A 21,235-nucleotide genomic window follows, 5' to 3' on the forward strand; every position below is an offset into this window, starting at 1 on the left:
TGCCAGCGCGGGGCACAGCGCGTAGAGAGTGCCCGTTTTTCAGGCAGATCGATGCGCACCCTCTCTCCCATCCAGATCGGACCCGTCCGGATCGACTGCCCGGTCGTGCTCGCACCGATGACCGGCGTCACCGACATGCCGTTCCGTACGCTCGTCCGCCGCTACGGTTCGGGCCTGAACGTCACCGAGATGATCGCCAGTCAGGCGGCGATCCGCGAGACGCGCCAGTCGATCCAGAAGGCGGCGTGGCACCTGTCGGAAGAGCCGGTGTCGATGCAACTCGTCGGCTGCACCCCGTACGAGATGGGTGAGGCGGCGAAGCTCGCCGAGGATCGCGGCGCCGCGATCATCGACATCAACATGGGCTGTCCTGTCCGGAAGGTGACGAACGGCGACGCTGGCTCCGCGCTGATGCGCGACCTGAAGCTCGCCGCAGAGCTGGTCCGTGCGGTGGTGAAGGCGGTGTCCGCGCCGGTGACGCTCAAGATGCGGATGGGCTGGTGCCACGACAGCCTGAACGCGCCCGAGCTGGCCCGCATCGCCGAGGATCTGGGCGTCCGCATGGTCACGGTCCACGGTCGCACCCGCAACCAGATGTACAAGGGGCAGGCCGACTGGCGCTTCGTCGCGGGCGTGAAGCAGGCGGTGTCGATCCCGGTCATCGTCAACGGCGACATCTGTTCGATCGAGGACGCCGAGGCGGCCCTCGACCAGTCGGGAGCCGACGGGCTGATGATCGGGCGGGGTGCCTATGGCCGGCCCTGGCTGCTGAGGCAGGTGATGACCTGGCTGGCGGAGGGGCGGCGTGTACCCGATCCCGATCTGGACGAGCAGTACCGCATCATCGTCGAGCATTATGAGGCGATGCTGTCCCACTATGGCAGCTTCACCGGCGTCAACATGGCCCGCAAGCATATCGGCTGGTATACCAAGGGACTGCCGGGATCGGCCGAGTTCCGCAACGCGGTCAACCAGGAGCCGGGTGCCGACCGCGTGAAGGCGATGCTCGCCGAGTTCTACGCCCCCTGGCGCCGCCTTGCCGCAGCCTGAGCCGGTACCCGGCGACCGTCCGGATTATGCCGAGCTGTTCGCCGCGCTGCCAGTCGCGGTGCTGGTGATCGATCCTGACGACCGCATCACCCACGCCAATGCCGTCGCCGAGCAGATGCTGTGCGTGTCGGAGCGGCTGATGCTGGGCCAGCCGCTCGCCGCCATCCTGCCGCCGCCGCAGGGGCTGGAGGCGGGGGACGGCTTCGGTTTCGCGGTCTATGACATCGCCATCGAGACGGTCAGAGGCATTCGCATGCGGGTGGACTTCGTCGAAACCGGTATCGCCGACCATCCTGGCTGGCGCGTCGTGACGCTCCACAACGCGGCCGGATCGCGCCGCCTTGCCCAGTCGAGCGATCGCTCCTCCGGCGCGCGGGCGGCGGTGGGCGCGGCGGCGATGCTGGCGCACGAGATCCGCAACCCGCTGTCCGGTATCCGCGGTGCCGCGCAACTGCTCGGCCCGGGCGAGCTGACCTGTCTCATCACCACCGAGGTCGATCGCATCGCGGGGCTGATCGACCGGATGCAGGAATTCGGCGACACCCGCCCGCTGCCGCTGTCGGGCGAGAATATCTACCCGCTGCTGGCGCATGTCCGCGGCGTCGCGCAGGCCGGGTTTGCGCGCGGGGTGCGGATCGAGGAGCGCTACGATCCGTCGCTCCCGCTGGCACTGGTCAACCGCGACGCGCTGACCCAGGTGCTCATCAACCTCTTGAAGAACGCCCGCGAGGCCGTTGCCGGCGTGCGCGAGCCGCTGTTGACGATTACCACCGGCTACCGCCACGGCATCACCCGCTCCGACGGCGGCCAGCGCGTGCCGCTTCCGATCGAGGTCTGCGTCATCGACAACGGCCCCGGCGCCCCCGCCGATATCGTCGAGCACCTGTTCGACCCCTTCGTGTCCGGCAAGCCGGAGGGGCAGGGGCTCGGCCTGGCGCTCGTCGACAAGCTGGTCCGCGACATGGGCGGGCTGGTCCAATATGCGCGCGAGGGCGATCCGCCCGCGACCATCCTCCGTCTCCTCCTGCCAAGGGCACAAGGATGAGCAACATCCTGGTCTGCGACGACGATGCCGCGATCCGCACGGTGGTGGCCCAGGCGCTGCGCCGCGCCGGGCACAGCGTGGCGACGGCCGACAGCCTGACCCAACTCGATCGGCAACTGGCCGCCGGAGCGCCCGACGTGCTCATCAGCGACGTCGTGCTGCCCGACGGCGACGGTATCGACCGGATGCGCGAGGTGGCGGAGCGCTTCCCAAGGCTGCCGGTCATCATCATGTCCGCGCGCAACACGCTGACCACCGCTGTGCGCGCCGCCGAGTCGGGGGCGTACGAATACCTGCCCAAGCCGTTCGACCTCGATGTGCTGACCCGCGCCGTGACCGGCGCTCTGGCGCGCAGCGGCACCGCGCCCGAGGCGGAACAGGCGGTCGAGGACGCCGCCCTGCCGCTGATAGGGCGGTCACCCGCGATGCAGGACGTGTACCGGGTCATCGCGCGCGTCGTGTCCAACGACCTGACCGTGCTCGTCTCGGGCGAGTCGGGGACCGGCAAGGAGCTGGTCGCGCGCGCCGTCCACGATCTCGGCAATCGTCGCGCCGGGCCGTTCGTCGCGATCAACATGGCCGCGATCCCACGCGAGCTGATCGAGGCGGAACTGTTCGGGCATGAGCGGGGCGCCTTCACCGGCGCCGCCCAGCGCGCGGCGGGGCGGTTCGAGCAGGCGGGCGGCGGCACCTTGTTCCTCGACGAGATCGGGGACATGCCGCTGGAGGCACAGACCCGCCTGCTCCGCGTGCTCCAGACCGGCGAGTTCACGACCGTCGGCGGCAGTCGCACGATCCGCGCCGACGTGCGCATCGTCGCCGCGACCAACCGCGACCTGACCGACCAGGTTCGCACCGGCCAGTTCCGGGAGGACCTGTTCTACCGCCTCAACGTCGTTCCCGTCGCCCTGCCGGCGCTGCGGGAACGCGGGCCGGACGTTGCGCTCCTCGCCCAGCATTTCCTGGGCCGCGCCGCCGAGCAGGGCCTGCCCCGCCGCCGCCTCGCGCCTGATGCGGTCGCGGCGCTGGAGGCGCACGACTGGCCCGGCAACGTGCGTGAGCTGGAAAACCTGATGCGCCGCCTCGCGGTGCTGGCACGCGACGAGGTGATCGACGGGGACGGCGTTCGCGCCATGCTCGGCGCCAGCGGAGTCGACGCGGCGACCGGCGCGGCGACCAGCGACGGGGATATCGCCGCCGCCGTCCGCGCCCTGATCGACCGCATCGCGCGCGAGCGGCCCGGCGCGCTCGACGATGGTTCGCTCTACGAACGCGTGATCGGCGAGGTCGAGCGGCCGCTGATCCTGACCATGCTCGCCCGCCACGGCCAGAACCAGCTACGCGCCGCCCGCGCGATGGGCATCAACCGCAATACGCTGCGCAAGCGATTGACCGAGCTGAACATCGACATTCTCAAGTAAGTCATACCGCAAAGTGCTGATTGCACGCCTCCAGCGTCCCAACCCGGCACGGCGGCGTTTTTGTGTGGCTTGGCTGCAACACCGCTGGTAAGGCGCGCAGCGATGGATGCCGTCAATGAGGACCGGTCGATACTCCGCAAGCTGCGTGGCCGCAGCGGCCTACGCTACCTTGAGGCCGGCGTTTTGGCGTGCGCGATCCTCGCCGCGGCGATCAGCTATCTGACCATCTTCGGTGACGGGCGTACCGACCGGCCGGTGCATCAGACCATCGTCGTCATCCTGCTGATCGCCAACATCATTCCCGGCGCGCTGCTGATCGTGCTTGCCGGCCGCCGCGTCGCGCTGCGGCGCGAGCCGGAGGCATCGTCGTCGGGCAGCCGTCGACTGCACGTCCGCCTCGTCGCCTCCTTTTCGGCGATGGCGGCGGTGCCGATGCTGCTGGTCGTGATCGCTTCGTCGCTGCTGTTCCAGTTCGGCGTCGACTTCTTCTCGTCCGACCGGTCGCGCGGGATGATCGAAAATGCGATGTCGATCCCGAAGGAAAATCTGGGAATGGAGCTGTCGCGCGTCGCGCGCGAGGCGGAAGCGATGTCGGGCGACCTGTCCTTCTACCTACAATCCCAGCCGCTCGACCAGCAGTTCAGCCGCTACCTGTTCGACCAGACCTATCGCCGCAATTTGTCCGAAGCGATGATCTTCCGGCCGGGCGAGGATCCGCTGGCAGTGCTGAACCCCTATGGCCGGCCGCTGCTCAGCCTGGTCAGTGCGGATATGATCGCCAAGCTAAACGCGGGCGCCAAGTTCGTGCTGGTCCGTCGCAACGACCGGGCCGGCGTCCTCGTCCCCTTCGCCGACCGGCCGGGCTATTACCTGTATGCCGCCCGCGTCTATGACGACGAGCTGCTCCGTCAGATCCGGCGCGGCGAAATGATGCTGACCGACTATCGCGGCTTGCAGGAGCGGTCGCGCGTTCTTCAGCTGCGCTTCAACATCGCCCTTTACGCCCTTTCGCTCCTCATCATCGGCATCGCCGTGTGGATCGCATTGAAGGTCGCCGACAGACTGGTCAGCCCGATCGGCGATCTGGTCGTCGCCGCCCGCCGCGTCGCCGACGGTGACCTGTCGACGCGCGTGCCCGATCCCGGCAGCCGCGACGAGGTGGCGGCGCTGGCGAATGCCTTCAATCAGATGACCGGCCGCATCCAGGAGCAGAATGGCGAGCTGTTGGCCGCCAACACCCAGCTCGACAGCCGCCGCGCGCTGATCGAGGCGGTGATGGCGGGCGTGTCGGCCGGTGTCATCGCCACCACGCCGGGCCGCACGATCAGCATTGCCAACGCCTCTGCCGGTCGCCTGCTCGGCGCCGACGCGAGCGGTATCGTCGGGCGCGAGCTGCGCGACGTCGCGCCGACGCTCGACGCGCTCGTCGGCGGTGGGGTGCGCGAAGCGGTGGTCGAGGTCGGCAGCGGTGCCGCGGCGCGCACGCTCGCGGTGCGCTGCGCGGAGATCGACCGCGGCCCCATCCTGACCTTCGACGACGTGACGCAGCAGCTGTCCGACCAGCGTCGCGCCGCTTGGGCCGATGTCGCACGCCGCATCGCGCACGAGATCAAGAACCCGCTCACTCCGATCCAGCTCGCCGCCGAGCGGCTCCAGCGCCGCTACGGCAGCAAGATCGAGGCGGACGACGGCACCTTCCAGCGCCTGACCGAGACGATCGTCCGCCAGGTCGGCGACCTGCGCCGCATGGTCGATGAATTCTCCTCATTCGCGCGGATGCCGAAGCCCGTGTTCCGGATGGAGCCGCTGCTCGACACCGCCCGCCAGGCGATGTTCCTGCACGAGGTCGCGCACCCGACCATCCGGTTCGAGCTGGTCCATGACGATCCTGGCCCTAGCCTGGTCTGCGACCGGCGCCAGATCGGCCAGGCGCTGACCAACATCGTCAAGAATGCGGTCGAGGCGATCGAGGCGCGGGGCGGCGAGGGCGGCGAGATCGTAATGACCCTTGCCGAGCCGGTGCCCGACCAAATCGTGCTGACCGTCGCCGATAACGGCGTCGGCCTGCCCGAGGCACGCGATCGCATTGCCGAACCCTATATGACCACGCGTGCACGGGGCACCGGGCTGGGGCTGGCGATCGTCAAGAAGATCGTCGAGGAGCATGGCGGCACGATCGCCTTTTCCGACCGTCCCGGCGGCGGCACCGTCGTGACCATGACCTTCGACGCGGCGCGGCTCGCGTCGCTCGACCACGGGGAACCCGAGCCCGAGCTGGCAGGGGAGGGCCAGCTCGCCGCACTCACACAGAATCGGATATGAACTGATGGCGTTAGATATTCTCGTGGTCGACGACGAGCTGGACATTCGCGAGCTTGTCGCCGGCGTGCTGGAGGACGAGGGGTACGAGACCCGCGGCGCCGCCGACAGCGACTCGGCGCTGGAGGCGATCGCCGCGCGGCGTCCCTCGCTGGCGCTCCTCGACGTGTGGTTGCAGGGCAGCCGCCTCGACGGGCTGGAACTGCTCGACGAGATCAAGCGGCGCGACCCCTCGATTCCCGTCCTCGTCATCTCGGGCCATGGCAGCCTCGACACTGCCGTCGCCGCGATCCGAAAGGGCGCGGTCGACTTCATCGAGAAGCCGTTCGAGGCCGAACGCCTGTTGCTGATGGTCGAGCGTGCGACCGAGAGCGAGCGGCTGCGCCGCGAGGTGGCGTCGCTGCGCGCCACGGTCGGCGGTGAGGTCGACCTGACCGGAACCTCGGGCGCGATCAACGGCGTCCGCGCCACGCTGAAGCGGGTCGCCGCCACCGGCAGCCGGGTGATGATCGTCGGCCCTGCCGGCGTCGGCAAGGAGGTCGCGGCGCGGCTGCTCCAGGGCTGGAGCCAGCGGGCCACTGCGCCGTTCGTCATCGTCTCCGCTGCCAACATGGCGCCGGAGCGGGTCGAGGAGGAGCTGTTCGGCATCGAGGAGGGCGGCGATCTGGTCCGCCCCGGCCTGCTCGAACAGGCGCATGGCGGCACGCTGTTCCTCGACGAGATCGCCGACATGCCGCTCGGCACTCAGGCGCGCATCCTGCGCGTGCTGACCGATCAGAGCTTCACCCGTGTCGGCGGCAATCGGGTGGTGAAGGTCGACGTCCGCGTCGTCTCAGCCACCGCGCGCGACCTGACCGAGGAGATCGCGGCGGGCCGCTTCCGCGAGGATCTCTACTACCGGCTCAACGTCGTTCCCGTGCTGATCCCGCCGCTCGCCGACCGGCGCGAGGATATTCCGCCGCTCGTCCAGCACTTCCTCGCCCGCTATGCCGGCGAGCGGCGCGTGCCGGTGCCCGAAATTGCCGCCGACGCGATGGTCGCGCTGCAATCCTATGAGTGGCCCGGCAATGTCCGCCAGCTGCGCAACGTCGTTGAACGTACCGTCATCCTGGCACCCGGCGACCGGATCGGCCGCATCGATCTCGACATGCTGCCGGCAGAGGTGCTGGGCGGGGAAGGGGGCGGCGACCGCGGCGCCTCGGCGATCATGGGGGCACCCCTGCGCGAGGCGCGCGAGACGTTCGAGCGGGAATATCTGCGTGTCCAAATCCGCCGCTTCTCGGGCAACATCTCGCGGACGGCCAGCTTCATCGGCATGGAACGCTCGGCGCTCCATCGCAAGCTGAAGCTGCTCGGCATCACCGAAACCCGCGACGACTGACTGTGGACGGAATGCCGCCGACTACCTAGATATGGCAGCGGCCGTCCGTCGGGCGGCCTGCCGACGCCGGTAAACGGTGCGATTGCGGGCCATGGTCCGCCAACAAGAAGGCTTGCCGAATGGCCGACAAACCGACCTCGCTTCAGGACCTTTTCCTGAACGCTCTGCGCCGTTCCAAGGTGCCGGTGACCATGTTCCTGGTGAAGGGCGTGAAGCTCCAGGGCATCGTGACCTGGTTCGACAATTTCTCCGTGCTGCTCCGCCGCGACGGCCAGTCGCAGCTGATCTACAAGCATGCCATCTCCACGATCATGCCGGGCGGCACCTTCGATGCCGACGCGATCGTTGCGCAGGTCGGTGAGAACCAGCGCAAGACGCCGCTGCTCCAGGAGCTGTTTCTCAACGCGGTTCGCAAGTCCGAGGACAGCGTGACCATGTTCCTCATCAACGGGGTCATGCTCCAGGGGCAGATCGCCGGGTTCGACCTGTTCTGCATGCTCCTCCAGCGCGAGGGCATGGTGCAGCTGGTCTACAAGCATGCTGTGTCGACCATCCAGCCGGCGCGCCCGCTGAACCTGGCGGAAGAGCAGAACGGCCCGGCGGACGAGGAGGATTGAGCACCGGTTTCGAGCGTGATCGCGACGAGTTCACCCGCGGCGCGCGGGCGATCGTCGTGCTGCCCGACCGTGGTGACTCGACCCGCGACGCTGAGGCGCGGCTGGAGGAGAGCGCCGGCCTGGCCGCCGCCATCGGCATCGATGTCGTCGACCGTGTCGCCGTTCGCGTCCGTGCGCCCCGTGCCGCGACGCTGATCGGCAGCGGTCAGATCGAGGAACTGGCGACCCGCGTCGCGATGGAAGATGCCGCGCTCGTCGTCGTCGACGCGCCGCTCACCCCCATCCAGCAGCGCAACTGGGAAACCGCGCTGAAGGCGAAGGTGATCGACCGCACGGGCCTGATCCTCGAGATTTTTGGCGAGCGGGCCGCAACGGCCGAGGGGCGGTTGCAGGTCGAGCTGGCCCATCTCGACTATCAGTCCGGCCGGCTGGTGCGCAGCTGGACCCATCTGGAGCGCCAGCGCGGCGGCTTCGGCTTTCTCGGCGGACCCGGCGAAACCCAGATCGAGGCCGATCGCCGCCTGATCCGCGACCGCATGGCGCGCCTTCGCCGTGAGCTGGAACAGGTCAGCCGGACACGCGGCCTGCACCGCGAGCGGCGCCAGCGTGCGCCCTGGCCTGTCATCGCGCTGGTCGGCTATACCAATGCCGGAAAATCGACGCTGTTCAACCGCTTGACCGGTGCCGACGTCATGGCGGAAAACCTGCTCTTCGCCACGCTCGATCCCACGTTGCGTCAGATCGCGCTGCCGGGGATCGACAAGGCGATCCTGTCGGACACAGTCGGCTTCGTCTCCGACCTCCCGACCCAGCTTGTCGCGGCGTTCAAGGCGACGCTCGAGGAAGTGGTATCGGCCGACCTGCTGATCCATGTCCGCGACATCGCCCATCCCGATACCGAGGCGCAGCGGACCGACGTCGAACAGGTGTTGGCGGACCTGGGTGTCGACGAGTCGACGCCGCGGTTCGAGGCGTGGAACAAACTCGACCTGCTGGACGGCGAGGAGCGCGAGGACGTGCTCGGCGACGCGGCACGCAGGGAAGGGGTGATGACCATCTCCGCCTTGACCGGGGAGGGGGTCGACGAGCTGATCGCCGCGGTCGCCGCCAAGCTGACCGAGGGGCATCGCCGCTACTGCATCGACCTGCCGGCCGGCGACGGCGCCAGCCTGGCCTGGCTCCACGCCCATGGCGAGGTGGTCGCGCAGCATAGCGAGGACGACGTGACCCAGGTCGATGTCCGCCTGGCGCAGGAGGATTATGCCAGGTTCATGCGCCGGCTTGCTTGACCTGACCCCATAACGCCTCCTTCTGGTCGAGCGTCAGGGCCGCGAAGCCGGTGCCCGCGATCCGTTCCATCGCCGCGAACCGCCGTTCGAACTTGGCGTTTGCGGATCGCAGCGCCTGTTCGCCGTCGACGCCGCGATGCCGTGCCCAGTTGACGACGCTGAACAGCAGGTCGCCGACCTCCTCGGCGAGCGTGTCAGGGGGCGCGGCATCGACCTCTGCCAGTTCCTCATCGATCTTGGCGCGTGGGCCGCTCGCGTCGGGCCAGTCGAAGCCGACCCGGGCGGCGCGGCGTTGCAGCTTCTCGGCGCGTTGCAAAGCCGGCAGGCCGAGGGCGACACCATCCAACGCGCCGCCGTCGGGACGCTCGGCCGCCTTCATCGCCTCCCAGTCTGGCCGGGTGGCGCTTTCACCAAAGATGTGGGGATGGCGGCGTTCCATCTTGTCGGCAATGGAGCAGGCGACATCGTCGAAGGTAAAGTGGCCATTTTCCTCGGCGATCCGGCTCTGGAACACGACCTGAAGCAGCAGGTCACCGAGTTCGTCGCGGACGTCGTCCACGTCGCCACGCTCGATTGCGTCGGCGACTTCATAGGCTTCCTCGATCGTATAGGGTGCGATCGTCTCCCAGCGCTGCGCAACGTCCCAGTCGCAGCCATGCTCAGGATCGCGCAGCCGCGCCATGATCGCGAGCAGTCGGGCAAGCCCCTCTTCAGCCATACATCGATCCGATAATATATATTATGTAAAATAAGAGAACAGGAGAAAGCCGATCGCGAAGATTGCTGCCCATGCACTAACCATCAGTACCGTCGTCCTCATCGGCACGCGCCGCGCCGCCAATGCGGCGATCGGCAGGATCAGCACCAGCAGGTAGAAGATCAACGATGGCGTGGAGTTCACGGTACGATCACCATGCCGTCGTAACCCGGCTCGACGCCGGCGGGCAGCGCGTCCAGCAGGCTGCGATAATCCATACTCTGGTCCATATGGACCAGCACGGTCCGTTTCGGCCGCAGTTCCTCGACCCAGCCGAGCACTGCGCCGACCGTGGGATGCGCCGGATGCGGCGCGTGGCGCAGTGCATCGACGATCCAGACGTCCAGTCCGGTGTAGAGCGCCCGCATGCTTGGCGTAAGGTCATGAAAGTCCGTCGCATAACCGATTGACCGGCCGCCAGCTTCGAACCGCAGTCCGGCGCTCATCGTGCTGCCGTGTGGCTGATCGACGACAGTGATGGCGACATCGCCGATCGTGATCCGGTCCGGCAGCGGCTCTGCGGAGATGGTCGGCGGATATCCGGGCCGCCCGCGAAAGGCGTAGCCGAACCGCGTCTCCAGCGCCGCCATCGTCTCTGGCCGCGCCAGCCCACGCACTGGATGACCGAGCGCGTGATACACCTGCCGCAGGTCGTCGATCCCGTGACAGTGATCGGCATGATCGTGCGTCCAGATCACCGCGTCCAGTGCCGCGACGTCCGCGGCCAACAACTGCTCCCGCATGTCCGGGCCGGTATCGATCAGCACATGCACGTCGCCATGTTCGACCAGCAAGGCCGCGCGCGTACGGCGATTGCGAGGCTCCCCGGGATCGCACGCACCCCACTCGTTGCCGATCCGCGGCACTCCGGAAGAGGTGCCGCAGCCTAAGATGCGCGCCCTCACCCGTTCAGCCCTTCGTCTTGGCGAATAGAGTATGGAAGTTTACCGCGGTCCGCTCGGCCAGCATGTCGGCATCCTCGCCGCGCAGCTTGGCAAGGAAGGCGAGCGTATCGGCGACGAACGCCGGCTCACCCGGCTTGCCACGATGCGGCACGGGCGCGAGGAATGGCGCGTCGGTTTCGATCAGCAGCCGCTCGATCGGCAGCCGTGCGGCAACCGCCTGCAGATCGGTTGCATTGCGGAACGTCACGATGCCGGATATCGAGATATAGAGTCCCAAGTTCAGGGCCTTGTCCGCGAAATCTGCGCTGGCGGTGAAGCAGTGGATGACGCCGGGATAGGCCCCCTTCCCCATCTCGTCGGTCAGGATCTGGGCGGTGTCGTCCTCGGCATCGCGAGTGTGGACGATCAGCGGGAGTCCGGTTGCGCGGCAGGCGGCGATATGCGCGCGGAAACTGTCGCGCTGCCGTGTCCGGTCGCTGTGGTCGTAGTGATAGTCGAGCCCGGACTCACCAATGCCGACCACACGGGGATGGTGCGCACGCTCGACCAGCTTCGTGGTGTCGATGTGGGGATGCTCGTCGGTCTCGTGGGGGTGGATGCCGACTGTTGCCCAGACGTCGGGTTCACGCTCTGCAGTGGCGATCACCTCGTCCCATTCGCGCTCGCGCGTGGCGATGTTGAGCATCGCGGTGACACCGCGCGCCCGTGCGCGGGCCAGTACGCCGGCCTGATCCTCGACCAGCCCCTTGTAGTTCAGGTGGCAGTGGCTGTCGGCCAGCATCAGGCAGCCTCCTCCGCCGGCATCTCCAGTCGCGGAAAGGCCGGGGCCGGCGTTCCGAGCTTGAAGCCGGCTGCGACCTGTCGCGCGTACCAGCCATCGTCGTCGACCGCGGCGTGATCCCGCGCCTCGGCACCGAGCAGGTCGAGGATGCGCCCCGCCCCCTCCGGCACCACCGGCAGGATCGCGATCGCGAGCATCCGGATCGAGCGCACGAGCGTGCCGAGCACCGCATGCATCCGCTCAGGATCGGCCTTGCGCAGCGCCCAGGGCGCCTGCGCGTCGATATACTGGTTGCAGGCATAGACGCCCCGCAGCCACGCCTCGATCCCCTGGCTGAGCATCAGGTCGCCGAACGCCGCCTTCAGCCCGGCACATGCGACGACCACCTCCTCGATCAGCACCGCGTCGGCATCGTCGCGGCGGCCTGCATCGGGCAGCGCGCCCTCCAGATTCTTGGCGATGAACGACAAGGTGCGCTGCGCCAGATTGCCAAAGGCGTTGGCGAGTTCGGCATTGACCCGCGTCACGATCGCCTCTGCCGAATAGCTACCGTCATGTCCGAAGCTGACCTCCCGCAGCAGGAAATAGCGGAGGCCATCGACCCCGAACGCGCGCGCCAGATCGCCCGGATCGACGACGTTGCCCAGGCTCTTCGACATCTTCTCGCCGCGATGCAGCAGGAAACCATGGCCGAACACGGTCTTCGGCAACGCGATCCCGGCCGACATCAGAAAGGCCGGCCAATAGACCGCGTGGAAGCGGACGATATCCTTGCCGATGAGGTGCAGGTCGGCCGGCCAGTGCGGCGTCGTTCCGTTCGGATAACCAGCGCCGGTCAGATAGTTGGTCAGCGCGTCGACCCAGACGTACATCACATGTCCCGGGCTGCCCGGCACCGGCACGCCCCAGTCGAAGCTGGTCCGCGACACCGACAGGTCGGACAGCCCGCCCTCGACGAAGCGCAGGATCTCGTTACGCCGGGCATCGGGCCGGATGAAGTCGGGCTCGGCCGCGTACAGATCGAGCAGCGGCTGCTGGTACTTGGACAGGCGGAAGAACCACGTCTCCTCCGCGGTCCAGGTGACTGGCGTGCCCTGTGGCGACAGTTTGGCGCCCCCTTCCCCCTCGGTCAGCTCCTTCTCGTCGTAGAAAGCCTCGTCGCGCACCGAGTACCAACCCTCGTACCGGTCGAGGTACAGGTCGCCAGCGTCGGCCATGGCCTGCCAGATCGCCTGGCTGGCGCGGTGGTGATCGGCGTCGGTGGTCCGGATGAAGCGATCGTAACTGATCGCAAGATCGTCGCACATCGCCTGAAAATACGACGACATTTCGTCGGCAAGCGCGCGCACCTCGACCCCGCGGTCGCGCGCGGTCTGGACCATCTTCAGCCCATGCTCGTCGGTGCCGGTCTGGAAGCGTACGTCGCGTCCCGCCTGCCGTTGAAAGCGCGCGATCGCATCGGCGGCGATCGCCTCATAAGCATGGCCGATATGCGGGCGGCCGTTCGGATAGCTGATCGCGGTCGTGATGTAATAGGGATCGGACATACTGCCGCTCTAGGCAGTGATGCGCCTCAGGACAATCACCCCAGCCGCGCCAGCAGCCCCGCCATTTCCCACACCGTCCCGCCCGCGTCGAGCGACAGCCCGCGCGCCGCGCCGGCAAGGTCGCGCGCCGCGGTATGGGCGTCCAGCGCTGTTTTCAGGGGTGCACCGGTGCGAGTGCGGGCGACACGGGCGATATGGGCGGGCACGCGATCGAGGAACGCTTCGTAGCGGGGCTGCGCCGCCTTTCCCGCCAGTTGCCTGGCAAGGGCGGCCCGGCGGACATTGTCGGGGTCGCCATCGTTGGCGATGGCGGCGATCGCCGCGTCGACCGATGCCAGGTCGAGGCCCGCGAAGCGCAACCCCCGCCCCGGTGCACCTTCCGCAGCGGTCACCAGTGCGGCGATCTCAGCGGCATCCGCATCGGGCAGCGCGTCACGGATGATCGTGCCGACTTCGACATCGGTGAGCCGCTCGAACCGCAGCAACCGGCAGCGCGAGCGGATCGTCGGCAACAGGCGACCGGGCATGTGGCTGACGAGCAGGAAGATCGTGCCTTGCGGCGGCTCCTCGAGATTTTTGAGCAGCGCGTTGGCGGCGTTGCGCTCCAGATCGTCGATCGCGTCGATCACCACCACCCGCCGCCGGCTCATCGACGGGGCGGTTGCAAACAGCGGCTGAAGGGCGCGCACCTGCGCGATACTGATCGACCGGGCGAGCTCGCCGTCCGGTTTGTCGGCATCCTTGGGCAAGCGCGCAAGCAGGCGGAAGTCGGGGTGCGACCCCGCCGCCACCAACGCCGCGGTGCGGCTGTCGGCAGGCACGGCCAAGCCCGGCGGCAGTGCTTCCCCTGCCCCTTCGGCCAGCATCCGCAATGCCGCGGCACGGGCGAAGCCAGCCTTGCCGATCCCCTCCGCACCCGTCAGCAGCCAGGCATGGTGCAGCGCTCCGCTGTCCAGCGCCGCCACGAACGCGGCTTTTGCCGCGTCATTACCCAGCGGGCGGTAACCGGGCCCGGAGGTCACCGCCCGGTCAGCCGAAGAAGGAGGTCAATCCGTTCCAGGCGCGGCGGAAGAAGCCCGCCTCGCCCACATCGGTGCCTGCGACCAGCGGCAGGCGCTGCTCGGGAACGTCGGGCGAGCTGATGACCAGGTCGGCGATGTGCTGCCCGGCCTTGATCGGAGCCTTGATCGGACCCTGATAGACCACCTTGGCGCTCAGTTCCGGCGCCAGGCCGGCGGGCAGCGTGACCTTTAGATCCTGCCCGGCGACCAGCGGCACGGTGGAGGCGGTGCCCATCTGTACGGCGGCCGTCTCGACCTGCTTGCCCTTGGCGGCGATCGGCTTGGCCTGCCAGGCGCGGAAACCCCAGTCCATGAAGCGCACCGACTCCTCGATGCGCTGGTTGAAGCTGTTCAGCCCGGCCATCACCATCACCAGCCGGCGGCCATTCTGCTCCGCCGAGCCGGTGAAGCCATAGCCGGCTTCCTCGGTATGCCCGGTCTTCAACCCGTCGGCCCCGGCGACGCGGCCGAGCAGCGGATCGCGATTGGCCTGGGTGATCTCCGACCCGCCCATCGTCTTGCCCCAGGTGAAGTCCCGGCGCGAGTAGAACTGCTTGTAGAGCTGCGGGTAGTTCTGGATCGTCGCTTCGGCGAGCGTCGCCAGGTCACGCGCGGTGACATAGGTCACGCCCTCGTCCGGCCAGCCGTTCGAGGTGCCGAAATGGCTGTTCTTCAGACCGATCTGCTGCGCGACCCGGTTCATCCGCTCGACAAACGCCTGTTCGGAACCGGAGATATGCTCGGCCAGCACGACGCAGGCATCGTTGCCCGATAGCGTGACGATGCCATAGAGCAGGTTGGCGACGCTGACCTGCTCCCCCGCCGACAGGAACATGGTCGACCCCGCCGCGGGTCCGTGCCAGCGCTTCCACGTCTCCGGCCGTACCGTCGCCATGTCGTTAAGCTTCAGCTCGCCGCGCCTGACCAGATCGAACGCGACATAGACCGTCATCATCTTGGCCATCGACGCCGGCGGCATCCGCCGGTCGGCATCGCGCTGGAACAGGATCGCACCGGTCGACAGGTCCTGCAGGAAGGCGACGGGCGCCGGCGTCTGGAACTGCGGCGCGGCGGCAGTGGACGGGCACGCCAGCAGCGCGGCCATGACGGGGGCGAGGATCAGCTTCTTCATGGAAAAGTCCGTTGTCGGCGGGTGTTCAGGAACGGCACAGCCATAGCGAGCGCGTCGGCGCCCGTCACGCGCTCATCCGGCGACCGCGTCGGCGAGCAGCCCGACCGACAGCGCGTAGAAGTTCGAGCAGTTGTAATCGAGGATCACCCGGTAGTTGCCGGTCAGCAGATAGGCTGTGGCGCCCGGCCCGTCCGGCTCGATCAGCGTCGCCTGCACGTCATCGGCGGGCAGCGCCCGGCCGAGCGGTGCGATGCCCAGTGCCCGCCACTCCGCAACCGAGCGCCAGCCACTGTGCCGTTCGAACACGCGTGGGCAGCGCGGGCTGACCAGCCGGTTGCGGATCGCCGAACGGTCGAACCCCGCCGGCACGCCGACCGCGACGCCCCACGGTTGGCCCGGCCGCCAGCCGGCATCGACGAAATAGGCGGCGATCGAGGCGAGCGTGTCGGCGTCGCTGGTCCAGATGTCGGCGCGCCCATCGCCATCGCCGTCGCGTGACAGGCGGAGATAGATGGACGGCAGGAACTGCGGATTGCCCGTCGCCCCGGCCCAGCTGCCCTTCAGCTGCGACCGCGGCACGCCGCGATCGATCATCTTCAGCGCCGCGATCAGCTCGCCTTCGAACAGGCTGCGTCGGCGACCGTCGAACGCAAGGCTGGCAAGCGAGCGGATCAGGTCGAAATTGCCGGTGTAGCTGCCGTAATTGGTCTCGTGCCCCCAGATCGCGACCATGATCGATTCGGGGACTCCCGTGTCCCGCTCGATACTGGCGAGCCGCGCACGCTGGGCCTGATAGACCGTCCGTCCGCGTCCGATCCGCGCGGCATCGACATGGTCGGCCTGATAGGGCGCGAAGGGCGAGAAGCTGGTGCTCTGCGGATTGCCCGGCTGGCGGCGATCGAGGTCGATCACCCGCTGGTTGAGCGTCAGCCCCGCGAACTCGCGCGCGATCGTGGCAGGCGAAACACCCTGCGCGATAGCGCGCTGCTGCACCTGGTCGAGATATTGGCGGAACGGATCGGCGACCGGCGTGACCTCTGCGGGTGGCGGGGCAAGATCCTGCGCGCTCGCGGGCATCGACGATGCGGCGAGCAGCGCAAGCGGAAGGAACGCGGTAGAACCAAGGGGTTTGGGCATGCCCCGCTTGTCGGGCGTACGGCGCGGCGCGGCAAGTCGGATCGTCGCCGGGCTTGCACGACCGGGCGCGCACGCTAGGGAGGGCGACGCTGCGGAGAGATGGCCGAGTGGTTTAAGGCAGCGGTCTTGAAAACCGCCGTGGGTTCACGCCCACCGTGGGTTCGAATCCCACTCTCTCCGCCACCCTTGGGTCAGTCGTCGTCGCCAGCGAGGCGGTCGACCAGGGTCTGGAGGATGGGACGGCGGAACTGGCAGCCGGCGAGGAAGTCGTTGGACCACATGATTTCGGCCTCGACCTTGCCCAGCTCGGGCAGGATCAGGCAGATCATGCTGCCGCGGCTGAGCGCCGAATAGGTCTGGAGCCGGGCGCCGGTCGTCGACAGGTCGATGACCCGGCAGACCGCGCGGCCGAGCCGCCCACGATCGAGACTCGCGTCGATCGTCAGTGCCGCGCGGGGTGAAGCGCGGCGTCCTTTAGGATGAAACGGCTCAAATTCCGCGACAAACATGGCGACGTGCTACGCCGCCATGCCTAACGTCAGGTTACTTGCGGAGCGTCAGCCCACCACCGAAGCGCTTGTTAAAGCGGGCAACCTGGCCGCCCGCATCGAGCATCGTGCCACGGCCGCCGGTCCAGGCCGGATGTGCCAGCGGGTCGATGTCGAGCTGCATCGTGTCGCCTTCCTTGCCCCAGGTGGAGCGGGTCTCGAACACGGTGCCGTCGGTCATCTGGACCTTGATCGTGTGATAGTCGGGGTGGGTGTTCTGCTTCATGGTGTTGGCCTTCCGAAGTGGCTGGTTCCGACCAGCCGGGAAACGAGGGGCGGCCCCTATCCAAGGCCGCCCCGAAAGTCAAAGTGTCCGGCGGAAAGTCACACGCTCTGCGACTTTGGCGGATCGGCGATCATGGCGGTGAAGTTAGCCTCCGCAACGACTTGTCCGTCGATCTTGGCAACGCCTGCGAACTTGCAGACCGAAGCGCGCTTCTGGACGAAGCTCGCCTCCAGCCGGAGCAGCACGCCGGGTTCGACCGGCTTGCGAAACTTCGCGCCATCGATCGCCATGAAATAGACGAGCTTGCCCGAGCCGGCGAGGCCAAGGCTTTGCACCGCCAGGATGCCCGCCGCCTGGGCGAGCGCCTCGACGATCAGCACCCCAGGCATGATGGGGCGACCGGGGAAATGACCCTGGAAGAAGCCCTCGTTGATCGTCACCGCCTTGATCGCGGCGATGCGGGTGTCGAGCACCAGCTCCTCCACCCGGTCGACCAGCAGCATGGGATAACGGTGCGGCAGAGCCGCCATGACCCGCCCGATGTCGAGCGGACCATGGTTCACCTCCGTACCGTCGGCGACGGTGTCGGTCACCGGCCGCTGGGCTTCGTCGGACGCGCAGGCGTGGTGGTCGCGGCCGGCGCGGTGGCGGCCGGTGCGGCACCCTGCTGCTGCTGACCCGGCTGCCAGTTGGCGGGCGGGGTGATGCCGACCGTCGGGACCAGGCGGTCGAGCTCGGTCGTGATCGCCGGCGTGATGTCGGCGGTCGGCTGGGTGAACAGCGCCGCGTCCGGGCGGATCAGCAGGCTGACGTTGCGGGCACGCACGACGGTCTGCACCGCCTCGTTCAGGCGCGCCGAGATCTGCTCGATCGCATAGGCCTGCGCACGCTGCGCCGGAAGGGTCAGCTGGCCCAGCTCCTGCTCGGCGGCCTGCTGGCGGGTCTGGATGGTCTGGGCCTGGCTCTGCAGCGACGCCTGATTGGGGTTCGGGGCGCGGGCTGCCGTCTGATACGCGGTGACGAGCGGCTGCAATTCCTTGCTGATCGCCTCGCGACGGGCGTTCGCCTGGTCGATCTGGGTCTTGTAGGTGGTTTCGATCTGCGTGCGGGCGGCGGCCCAGGCGCGCGAGTTGGCGACGGCGCCTTCCGGATTGGCGACGGCGACGCCGTTCACCTGCGCCGAAGCGGTCGAGACGGCCAGCGGCAGCGCGGCCGCGGCGAGGAGGAGTGCGGTCATACGAGTCATCAGAACTGCGTCCCTACGTTGAAGGTGATAAGCTTGTCGTCGTCGCCCTTCTGCTTGATGAGCGCCTTGGCGAGATCGATGCGCAAGGGGCCGAAGGGCGAATTCCAGTTGACGCCGATACCGATCGACAGACGCGGCCGCGGCGAATTGCCGAGGAAGCGTTCCGTGAACGGTTGCGTGGTCTGTGCGATGTTGGTCGACGTGCCCGAGCAGGTCCCGCCGAGCGTCGACGAGTAGCCGACGGCACAGGTCGTGGTCAGTCCGGCATTGGTCGTATCGCCACTGCCGACCGTGTAGAGCGCCAGCGTCTGGTTGTTGACGTTGGTGGTCAGCGGGGCGGCGAGCAGCGTCGGCGAGCCATCCGCGTTGAACTTCGGGCTGCCGTCCGCATTCGTCGCCTGCGCGAACGTCGTCGTCGGCAGCGGGCGGGTCAGGCTGAACAGGCTGCCCGCCTGCACGTAGATCGACGGGCGCAATCCCATCTCACGCGCACCGGCGCCCAGCGGCAGTTCCAGCTCGACGCGGCCGAGATAATAGGCCTTGCCGCCCAGCGGGTCGTCGGCGATCTGGTTGCGATCGGTACTCATCGACTGCAGCCCGGTCGTGGTGTCGGTGATGAGCGGCACGCGCTGGATGCGTGGACCGACGCCGCGGATGTCGAAGCCGCGGAAGTTCGGCTCGCCCAGGTAGAAGCGGTCGATGATGCGGACCTTGTCGATCCCCTCGCCCCGGCTCTTCTCGAGCGACTTGATGTAACCGCCCTCGCCGAGGAAGGAGAGCACGAAGCCGCTGCCCAGCCCCTTGTACTTGGCGAATTCGGCGCGGGTGCGGATATACTTCACGTCACCGCCCAGGCCGGCGAAATCCTGGCTGAAGTTCAGGCGCATGCCCGCGGTGGGCCGCAAGTTGCTGTTCAGGCTGTTGTAGATCAGCGAGTAGCCGACCGACGATGTCCAGCGATTGCCCAGCGCCTCGCAGAGATAGCGGCCGACGGTCGCGTTGCTGCACTGTCCGTTGACCAGCAGGCTGTCCGCCAGCCCGACCTCGTCATAGGAGAGGCCGTAGCGCGCCGACAGCGACCAATATTCGGTCAGCGGCACGCCCGAGCGGACCTGGAAGCCGGTCGACACCTGGTTGTAGATGGTGTTGCGGTTGCCGTTCAGATCGAAGTTGAACTGGTTGAAGTCGCGACGGAAGATGTCGACGCCGACCGCGATGTTCTTGTCGAACAGGTATGGCTCGGTGAAGCCGGCCTCGACCGACTTCTGGTAGCTGGAATAGTTGACGCCGAAGCGCAGCTCCTGCCCCTTGCCGCGGAAGTTGCGCTGGGTGACGTTCGCCTGGATGATGAACCGCTCCAGGCTGGAGAAGCCGGCGGACAGCTGCAGCTCGCCGGTCGACTTCTCCTCGACAGGCGCTTCGAGCAGGATGCGGTCCGGGGTCGTCCCCTGCGTCCGCTTGATCTCGAACTTGTCCTGGAAATAGCCGAGCGAGTTGATGCGGTCCTGCGAGCGCTTGATCTGGAAATCGTTGAACGCGTCGCCCTCGCCCAGGCGCATCTCGCGGCGGATCACCTTGTCCTGGGTCTGGGTGTTGCCGTTGATGTCGATCCGCTCGACATAGGTGCGCTGCGCCTGCGCGATGTGGAAGTTGATCCCCATCGTCAGGGTGTCGCGGTCGCGCTGGAACTCGGGATCGACCTGGGTGAAGGCATAGCCGAACAGGCCCGCCGACTGGCTGAGGCTGTCGATCGAATCCTCGACCATCTTGGCGTTGTACCAGTCGCCCTTCTTCATCGGCAGCGACGCAGCCAGGCGGGTGTTGTCGAAGTCGCGGATCTCGCTGTCGACGGTAACGTCGCCGAACTTGTAGCGGGGCCCCTCCTCGACGACATAGGTGATGATGAAATCACGCTTGTCGGGCGTCAGCTCGGCCACCGCGCTGGTTACGCGGAAATCGGCATAGCCGTTGGTCAGGTAAAACTGGCGCAGCTTCTGCTGGTCGGCGGCGAGGCGATCCTGGTCGTAGCTGGTGCCCGACGACAGCAGGCGGAACCAGCGCGACTGCTTGGTGTACATCTGCCCGCGCAGCTCGTCGTCCGAGAACTTCTCGTTGCCCAGGATGTTGATCTGGCGGACCTTGGACTTCGATCCCTCGCTGATCTCGTAGACGATATCGACGCGGTTCTGGTCGAGGTTGACCATCTTGGGCTCGACCACCGCGGCGAAGCGGCCGCCGCGACGATACAGCTCGATGATCCGCGCCACATCGGCGCGCACCGCGGTGCGGGTGAAGATCTGCCGGGGGGCGAGCTTCAGCTCCTTCTGGATCTTGTCGCTCTTGATCGCCTTGTTACCCTCCAGGATCACCCGGTTGATGATCGGGTTCTCGCGGATGCGCAGCACGATGTTGCCGCTCTCCACGCCGGAGATCGAATAGTCGGCGAACAGCTCCGACGCCTGCAGGTCGACCAGCGCCTGGTCGAGCGTCGCGGTGGTGTAGGGGATACCCACCCGCAGCTTGGTGTAGGAGAGCACCGTCTCCGGCTCGATACGCTGCGAGCCCTCCACCTTCAGCGAGCGGATCGTGCCGGCTGTTACCGGCGCAGTCGGTGCCGCCGTCGTCGTCGCGGCTCCGGCGGCCGGCACCGCGGGGGGCGTGGTTGCCGGGGGCGAGGCCGCAGGTGCGCGCGCCGGGGCCGTGCCCGTCTGCGCCAGCGCAGGGACGCCTGCGAGCATCGTGCTCGCCAGCAGCGTCGCGCCGACCGCCGCGA

Annotated in this window: 20 protein-coding genes and 1 tRNA gene; 8 read left to right on the forward strand and 13 right to left on the reverse strand. The window is 67.7% G+C overall.

The window, feature by feature from the left end; genetic code table 11:
- Nucleotides 1-51 precede the first annotated feature (51 nt).
- The 7 genes from dusB to hflX all read left to right on the forward strand — a co-directional run bounded on the left by dusB (nucleotide 52) and on the right by hflX (nucleotide 9,122).
- A complete protein-coding gene (dusB, locus tag Q5H91_RS03010; protein WP_305171729.1) occupies nucleotides 52-1,050 on the forward strand; it encodes a tRNA dihydrouridine synthase DusB in 999 nt (332 codons plus the stop codon).
- On the forward strand, nucleotides 1,037-2,095 hold the full coding sequence (locus Q5H91_RS03015; RefSeq protein ID WP_305171730.1) for a two-component system sensor histidine kinase NtrB: 1,059 nt from the start codon (nucleotides 1,037-1,039) through the stop codon (nucleotides 2,093-2,095). The genes dusB and Q5H91_RS03015 overlap by 14 nt, the downstream gene beginning before the upstream one ends.
- The gene (gene ntrC, locus Q5H91_RS03020; RefSeq protein ID WP_305171731.1) at nucleotides 2,092-3,516 is read left to right on the forward strand and encodes a nitrogen regulation protein NR(I); all 1,425 of its coding nucleotides are present in this window, start codon (nucleotides 2,092-2,094) and stop codon (nucleotides 3,514-3,516) included. The genes Q5H91_RS03015 and ntrC overlap by 4 nt, the downstream gene beginning before the upstream one ends.
- Before the next feature lie 102 nt (nucleotides 3,517-3,618).
- The gene (locus tag Q5H91_RS03025; protein ID WP_305171732.1) at nucleotides 3,619-5,838 is read left to right on the forward strand and encodes a sensor histidine kinase NtrY-like; all 2,220 of its coding nucleotides are present in this window, start codon (nucleotides 3,619-3,621) and stop codon (nucleotides 5,836-5,838) included.
- A gap of 4 nt (nucleotides 5,839-5,842) precedes the next feature.
- A complete protein-coding gene (gene ntrX / locus Q5H91_RS03030; protein WP_305171733.1) occupies nucleotides 5,843-7,216 on the forward strand; it encodes a nitrogen assimilation response regulator NtrX in 1,374 nt (457 codons plus the stop codon).
- Between the two features lie 29 nt (nucleotides 7,217-7,245).
- Nucleotides 7,246-7,833, forward strand: a complete 588-nt coding sequence (hfq, locus tag Q5H91_RS03035) for an RNA chaperone Hfq (RefSeq protein WP_305172371.1) — start codon at nucleotides 7,246-7,248, stop codon at nucleotides 7,831-7,833.
- Complete coding sequence (gene hflX, locus Q5H91_RS03040) at nucleotides 7,830-9,122, forward strand: GTPase HflX (protein ID WP_305171734.1); 1,293 nt, start codon at nucleotides 7,830-7,832, stop codon at nucleotides 9,120-9,122. Before hfq ends, hflX begins: the two co-directional genes overlap by 4 nt.
- Here hflX and mazG read toward each other — a convergent pair.
- From mazG to Q5H91_RS03080, 8 genes are all read right to left on the reverse strand, one after another.
- Nucleotides 9,103-9,840: a nucleoside triphosphate pyrophosphohydrolase gene (mazG, locus tag Q5H91_RS03045; protein WP_305171735.1), complete on the reverse strand. Its 738-nt coding sequence runs from the start codon at nucleotides 9,838-9,840 to the stop codon at nucleotides 9,103-9,105. The two genes, hflX and mazG, sit on opposite strands and share 20 nt — an antisense overlap.
- Before the next feature lie 21 nt (nucleotides 9,841-9,861).
- Entirely contained in the window at nucleotides 9,862-10,023 is a 162-nt protein-coding gene (locus tag Q5H91_RS03050) for a hypothetical protein (RefSeq protein WP_305171736.1), read from the reverse strand.
- Nucleotides 10,020-10,784 (reverse strand): MBL fold metallo-hydrolase, encoded by a 765-nt coding sequence (locus Q5H91_RS03055; protein WP_305171737.1) that lies wholly within the window; start codon nucleotides 10,782-10,784, stop codon nucleotides 10,020-10,022. The genes Q5H91_RS03050 and Q5H91_RS03055 overlap by 4 nt, the downstream gene beginning before the upstream one ends.
- A gap of 4 nt (nucleotides 10,785-10,788) precedes the next feature.
- Nucleotides 10,789-11,565, reverse strand: coding sequence for a TatD family hydrolase (locus tag Q5H91_RS03060; RefSeq protein ID WP_305171738.1), 777 nt, complete (start codon nucleotides 11,563-11,565; stop codon nucleotides 10,789-10,791).
- Nucleotides 11,565-13,112 (reverse strand): methionine--tRNA ligase, encoded by a 1,548-nt coding sequence (metG, locus tag Q5H91_RS03065; protein WP_305171739.1) that lies wholly within the window; start codon nucleotides 13,110-13,112, stop codon nucleotides 11,565-11,567. Before metG ends, Q5H91_RS03060 begins: the two co-directional genes overlap by 1 nt.
- A 35-nt stretch (nucleotides 13,113-13,147) precedes the next feature.
- The gene (locus Q5H91_RS03070) at nucleotides 13,148-14,134 is read right to left on the reverse strand and encodes a DNA polymerase III delta subunit-related protein (protein WP_305171740.1); all 987 of its coding nucleotides are present in this window, start codon (nucleotides 14,132-14,134) and stop codon (nucleotides 13,148-13,150) included.
- Between the two features lie 7 nt (nucleotides 14,135-14,141).
- Complete coding sequence (locus Q5H91_RS03075) at nucleotides 14,142-15,305, reverse strand: D-alanyl-D-alanine carboxypeptidase family protein (protein ID WP_305171741.1); 1,164 nt, start codon at nucleotides 15,303-15,305, stop codon at nucleotides 14,142-14,144.
- A 72-nt stretch (nucleotides 15,306-15,377) separates the two neighbouring features.
- Nucleotides 15,378-16,382: a lytic murein transglycosylase gene (locus tag Q5H91_RS03080; protein WP_441347522.1), complete on the reverse strand. Its 1,005-nt coding sequence runs from the start codon at nucleotides 16,380-16,382 to the stop codon at nucleotides 15,378-15,380.
- Between the two features lie 153 nt (nucleotides 16,383-16,535).
- Between Q5H91_RS03080 and Q5H91_RS03085 the strand changes: the two genes are divergently transcribed.
- Nucleotides 16,536-16,625, forward strand: a tRNA-Ser gene (locus tag Q5H91_RS03085).
- Between the two features lie 8 nt (nucleotides 16,626-16,633).
- Here the strand turns inward: Q5H91_RS03085 and Q5H91_RS03090 are convergent.
- From Q5H91_RS03090 to bamA, 5 genes are all read right to left on the reverse strand, one after another.
- Complete coding sequence (locus Q5H91_RS03090) at nucleotides 16,634-16,951, reverse strand: PilZ domain-containing protein (protein WP_305171743.1); 318 nt, start codon at nucleotides 16,949-16,951, stop codon at nucleotides 16,634-16,636.
- A 34-nt stretch (nucleotides 16,952-16,985) separates the two neighbouring features.
- The gene (gene rpmE / locus Q5H91_RS03095; RefSeq protein WP_305171744.1) at nucleotides 16,986-17,216 is read right to left on the reverse strand and encodes a 50S ribosomal protein L31; all 231 of its coding nucleotides are present in this window, start codon (nucleotides 17,214-17,216) and stop codon (nucleotides 16,986-16,988) included.
- A 98-nt stretch (nucleotides 17,217-17,314) separates the two neighbouring features.
- Nucleotides 17,315-17,809, reverse strand: coding sequence for a 3-hydroxyacyl-ACP dehydratase FabZ (fabZ, locus tag Q5H91_RS03100; RefSeq protein ID WP_305171745.1), 495 nt, complete (start codon nucleotides 17,807-17,809; stop codon nucleotides 17,315-17,317).
- Nucleotides 17,806-18,462 (reverse strand): OmpH family outer membrane protein, encoded by a 657-nt coding sequence (locus tag Q5H91_RS03105; RefSeq protein ID WP_305171746.1) that lies wholly within the window; start codon nucleotides 18,460-18,462, stop codon nucleotides 17,806-17,808. The genes fabZ and Q5H91_RS03105 overlap by 4 nt, the downstream gene beginning before the upstream one ends.
- On the reverse strand, nucleotides 18,462-21,200 hold the full coding sequence (gene bamA / locus Q5H91_RS03110; protein WP_305172372.1) for an outer membrane protein assembly factor BamA: 2,739 nt from the start codon (nucleotides 21,198-21,200) through the stop codon (nucleotides 18,462-18,464). Before bamA ends, Q5H91_RS03105 begins: the two co-directional genes overlap by 1 nt.
- Between the last annotated feature and the right edge of the window lie 35 nt (nucleotides 21,201-21,235).

The organism is Sphingomonas aurea (assembly GCF_030678875.1).
In the GTDB taxonomy this organism is placed as follows: Bacteria; Pseudomonadota; Alphaproteobacteria; order Sphingomonadales; family Sphingomonadaceae; genus Sphingomonas; species Sphingomonas aurea.

Excerpts from the sequence above, each read along its gene's own strand:
- ntrC (WP_305171731.1), top strand. The coding sequence starts at position 2,092 with ATGAGCAACATCCTGGTCTGCGACGACGATGCCGCGATCCGCACGGTG.
- metG (WP_305171739.1), bottom strand. The coding sequence starts at position 13,112 with ATGTCCGATCCCTATTACATCACGACCGCGATCAGCTATCCGAACGGC.
- Q5H91_RS03075 (WP_305171741.1), bottom strand. The coding sequence starts at position 15,305 with ATGAAGAAGCTGATCCTCGCCCCCGTCATGGCCGCGCTGCTGGCGTGC.
- dusB (WP_305171729.1), top strand. The coding sequence starts at position 52 with ATGCGCACCCTCTCTCCCATCCAGATCGGACCCGTCCGGATCGACTGC.
- Q5H91_RS03060 (WP_305171738.1), bottom strand. The coding sequence starts at position 11,565 with ATGCTGGCCGACAGCCACTGCCACCTGAACTACAAGGGGCTGGTCGAG.
- Q5H91_RS03025 (WP_305171732.1), top strand. The coding sequence starts at position 3,619 with ATGGATGCCGTCAATGAGGACCGGTCGATACTCCGCAAGCTGCGTGGC.
- ntrX (WP_305171733.1), top strand. The coding sequence starts at position 5,843 with ATGGCGTTAGATATTCTCGTGGTCGACGACGAGCTGGACATTCGCGAG.
- bamA (WP_305172372.1), bottom strand. The coding sequence starts at position 21,200 with ATGCTCGCAGGCGTCCCTGCGCTGGCGCAGACGGGCACGGCCCCGGCG.
- Q5H91_RS03080 (WP_441347522.1), bottom strand. The coding sequence starts at position 16,382 with ATGCCCGCGAGCGCGCAGGATCTTGCCCCGCCACCCGCAGAGGTCACG.
- rpmE (WP_305171744.1), bottom strand. The coding sequence starts at position 17,216 with ATGAAGCAGAACACCCACCCCGACTATCACACGATCAAGGTCCAGATG.
- mazG (WP_305171735.1), bottom strand. The coding sequence starts at position 9,840 with ATGGCTGAAGAGGGGCTTGCCCGACTGCTCGCGATCATGGCGCGGCTG.
- Q5H91_RS03090 (WP_305171743.1), bottom strand. The coding sequence starts at position 16,951 with ATGTTTGTCGCGGAATTTGAGCCGTTTCATCCTAAAGGACGCCGCGCT.
- Q5H91_RS03105 (WP_305171746.1), bottom strand. The coding sequence starts at position 18,462 with ATGACTCGTATGACCGCACTCCTCCTCGCCGCGGCCGCGCTGCCGCTG.